The organism is Immundisolibacter sp. (genome assembly GCF_041625615.1).
Taxonomy (GTDB): domain Bacteria; phylum Pseudomonadota; class Gammaproteobacteria; order Immundisolibacterales; family Immundisolibacteraceae; genus Immundisolibacter.
The window spans coordinates 1-3,724 of the sequence record NZ_JBFJTF010000180.1 but is presented as its reverse complement, the minus strand read 5'-3'; the positions used below and the strand labels follow the sequence as shown (position 1 = coordinate 3,724).

Here is a 3,724-nt window from a genome sequence, read left to right as displayed (position 1 = left end):
CGTCAGCCGGCGCGCCGGCGAGGCCGCCTGCAGGCGCAGCACCTGACGCTCGTGCGCCGCACGCCGGTCACGCAGCACGCCCTGGGTGGCCAGCAACAGGCGCTGGCGCACACGCGCCAGGTCGCCGTCGAGGCGGCGCAGCCGCTCGCCCGGATGCACCAGCCGGCGCATCAGGTGGTCGGCCCGTTGCTGGCTGCGTTCCAGGCGATGCTGCAGGGCGCGCAGCAGGCGGCGCTGACGCTGCGCCAGCGCGCCCAGCCAGGCGTCGCGATCCGGCACCACCAGCTCGGCGGCGGCGGTCGGCGTCGGTGCCCGCTGGTCGGCCACCAGGTCGGCCAGACTGAAATCCACCTCGTGACCGACACCGACCACCGTCGGCAGCGTGCAGCGGGCCAGCGCCCGCACCACGCCTTCGTCATTGAAAGCGGCCAGGTCCTCCAGCGAACCGCCGCCGCGCACCAGCAGCAGCACGTCGCCCACGGCATGCTCGGAGGCGACATCGATGGCCCGTTCGATGGCCAGGGCAGCGCCGTCGCCCTGCACCGGCACCGGCAGCAGCAGCACCTCGCAGGCCGGCCAGCGCCGGCGCAGCGTGGTCAGCACGTCGTGCACGGCCGCGCCACGCGGCGAGGTGACCAGCACCAGCCGCCGCGGCAGCGCCGGCAGCGGACGCTTGCGGTCCAGATCGAACAACCCCTCGGCGGCCAGGCGCGCCTTGCGCTCTTCAAGTGCCCGCCGCAACGCGCCGTCGCCGGCCGGCTCCAGGTGCTCCACCAGCAGCTGGAACTCGCCGCGGTCCTCGTAGAACGACACCCGCGCCCGCAGCAGCACCTCGTCGCCGCTGCGCGGGCGCTCGCGCAGCAGGTTGGCACGCGAGCGGAACATGACGCAGCGCACCTGCGCGCGGTTGTCCTTGAGCGTGAAGTACAGATGGCCGGAAGCCGCCGCCGTGAAGTTGCCGATTTCGCCCTGCAGCCACAGCAGCGGGAAACCGCCCTCCAGCAGCGTGCGCACCTCCAGCGCCAGGCGCGACGGTGTGTACACGTCCCGCGCCGGAGCACTGGCGCGGGAAAGGGCGGTTTCCATGGGCATCGGCAGACAAGCGCGGCGGGGCGGCTGATTATAGGCAAGCCCCGCGATTCGAACCGGCGCGATCCCGGACAACACACGCCCGAGCGTTGGCCGCCCCCTGGGCGCGACCTATAATTACCGATCCCCTCCGCTGCGGGCCGCTACCGATGCGCATCGCCTACGAAGCCCTGACTTTCGACGACGTCCTGCTGATCCCGGCCTACTCGGACGTACTGCCGCGCGAGGTCGACCTCAGCACCCGCGTCACGCGCGACATCACCCTGCGCATTCCGCTGCTGTCGGCGGCCATGGACACGGTCACCGAATCGGGCCTGGCCATCTGCCTGGCGCTGCAGGGCGGCATGGGCATCATCCACAAGAACATGCCCGTCGAACGGCAGGCGGCCGAGGTGCTGCGGGTCAAGAAATTCGAAAGCGGTGTCATCAAGGACCCCATCACCGCCCCGCCGAACATGAGCATCGGCGAGGTGCTGGCGCTGACGCGGGCCCACCACATCTCCGGCGTGCCGGTGGTCGACGGCGAGGACCTGGTCGGCATCGTCACCAGCCGCGACCTGCGCTTCGAGACCAGCTACGGCGCGCCGGTGTCGACCATCATGACCCCGCGCGAGCGCCTGGTGACGGTGCGCGAGGGCGCCGGCTCGGGCGAGGTCAAGGGCCTGCTGCACAAGCACCGCATCGAAAAGGTGCTGGTGGTGGACGACGCGTTCCGCCTGCGCGGCCTCATCACCGTCAAGGACATCGAAAAGCAGACGCAACACCCCAGCGCCGCCCGTGACGACCAGGGCCACCTGCTGGTCGGCGCCGCCGTCGGCGTCGGCGAGAGCGGGCGCGAGCGCGCGCTGGCGCTGATCCAGGCCGGCGTGGACGTACTGGTGGTGGACACCGCCCACGGCCACACCCGCGGCGTGCTGGACATGGTCCGCTGGGTCAAGTCCGAACTGCCGCAGGTGCAGGTGGTCGGCGGCAACGTGGCCACCGGCGAGGGCGCACGGGCGCTGGTGGAAGCCGGCGCGGACGGCGTGAAAGTGGGCATCGGCCCCGGCTCCATCTGCACCACGCGCATGGTGGCCGGTGTCGGCGTGCCGCAGATCAGCGCCATTCACCACGCCGCCCAGGGCCTGGAGGGCACCGGCGTGCCGCTGATCGCCGACGGCGGCGTGCGCTATTCCGGGGATCTGGCCAAGGCACTGGCGGCCGGCGCCCACACCGTGATGCTGGGCAACATCTTTGCCGGCACCGAGGAGGCGCCGGGCGAGGTGGAGCTGTACCAGGGCCGCTCGTACAAGTCCTACCGCGGCATGGGCTCGCTGGGCGCCATGGGCGGCCAGCACGGCTCCAGCGACCGCTACTTCCAGGAAAGCAGCGACGCCGACAAGCTGGTGCCGGAGGGCATCGAGGGCCGGGTGCCGTACAAGGGCTCGGCGGTGCCGATCGTGCACCAGCTGTGCGGCGGTGTGCGCGCCAGCATGGGCTACACCGGCTGCCGCACGCTCGAGCAGTTCCGGCAGGACACGCGCTTTTCCCGCATTACCGGCGCCGGCGTGTCGGAAAGCCACGTGCACGACGTGTCCGTGACCAAGGAAGCGCCGAACTATCCGAGTTATTGATCCCGGGAAACGCCGTCCATGGAATTTCTCGGCTCGCGCGGCGCGGCCCCCGCGCTGCGCTGCGTGCATCGGGGCCATGAGCCCCTGATTCACGCCCGGGCATCCTGCCCCGTATCGGTCACGCCGACGCGTTCGGCGCGGCCATAGGAGCGGCTTCGGCCGCGCACCCCCAGACCGCTCCCCCGCCAGGCCCATGACCGACATCCACGCCGACCGCATCCTGATTCTCGACTTCGGCTCCCAGTACACGCAGCTGATCGCCCGGCGCGTGCGCGAGCTCGGCGTCTACAGCGAGATTCACCCCTGGGACATGGACGAGGCGTCGCTGCGCGCCTTCGCGCCCAAGGGCATCATCCTTTCGGGCGGGCCGGAATCGGTCACCGAAGCCGGGTCGCCCCGGGCCGCCGACGCGGTCTGGTCGCTCGGCGTGCCGGTGCTCGGCATCTGCTACGGCATGCAGGCCATGGCGGTGCAGCTCGGCGGCACCGTGGAGCCGGGCGAGGTCAAGGAATTCGGCTACGCCGAGATTCGCGCCCACGGCCACTCCAGGCTGCTGGAGGGCATCGAGGACCGCGTCAACGCCGAGGGCCACGGCCTGCTGGACGTGTGGATGAGCCACGGCGACCGCGTCAGCGCGCTGCCGGAGGGTTTCAAGCGCATCGCCTCCACCCCCGACGTGCCGCTGGCCGGCATGGCCGACGAGGCGCGCGGCTACTACGCCTTCCAGTTCCATCCCGAGGTCACCCACACCCCCCAGGGCAAGCGCATCTACGCCCGCTTCGTGCACGACATCTGCGCCTGCGGCAACGCCTGGACCCCCGGCAACATCATCGAGGACGCCATTGCCGCCGTGCGCCGGCAGGTCGGTGACGGCAAGGTATTGCTGGGCCTGTCGGGCGGGGTCGATTCCTCCGTCGTCGCGGCGCTGCTGCACCAGGCCATCGGCGACCAGCTCACCTGCGTGTTCGTCGACAACGGTCTGCTGCGCCACCACGAAGGCGACCAAGTGATGCAGGTGTTCG

General features: G+C 71.2%; 3 protein-coding genes. 2 read left to right on the top strand and 1 reads right to left on the bottom strand.

Annotation, left to right across the window (positions count from 1 at the left end):
• On the bottom strand, positions 1-1,086 hold a 1,086-nt coding region (gene xseA / locus ABYX71_RS10995), incomplete at its 3' end, for an exodeoxyribonuclease VII large subunit (protein ID WP_372696540.1).
• 152 nt (positions 1,087-1,238) lie between these two features.
• Here xseA and guaB point away from each other — a divergent pair.
• Both guaB and guaA read left to right on the top strand, forming a co-directional pair.
• Complete coding sequence (guaB, locus tag ABYX71_RS10990; RefSeq protein WP_372696539.1) at positions 1,239-2,702, top strand: IMP dehydrogenase; 1,464 nt, start codon at positions 1,239-1,241, stop codon at positions 2,700-2,702.
• Positions 2,703-2,895: 193 nt separating this feature from the next.
• On the top strand, positions 2,896-3,724 hold an 829-nt coding region (gene guaA, locus ABYX71_RS10985; protein ID WP_372696538.1), incomplete at its 3' end, for a glutamine-hydrolyzing GMP synthase.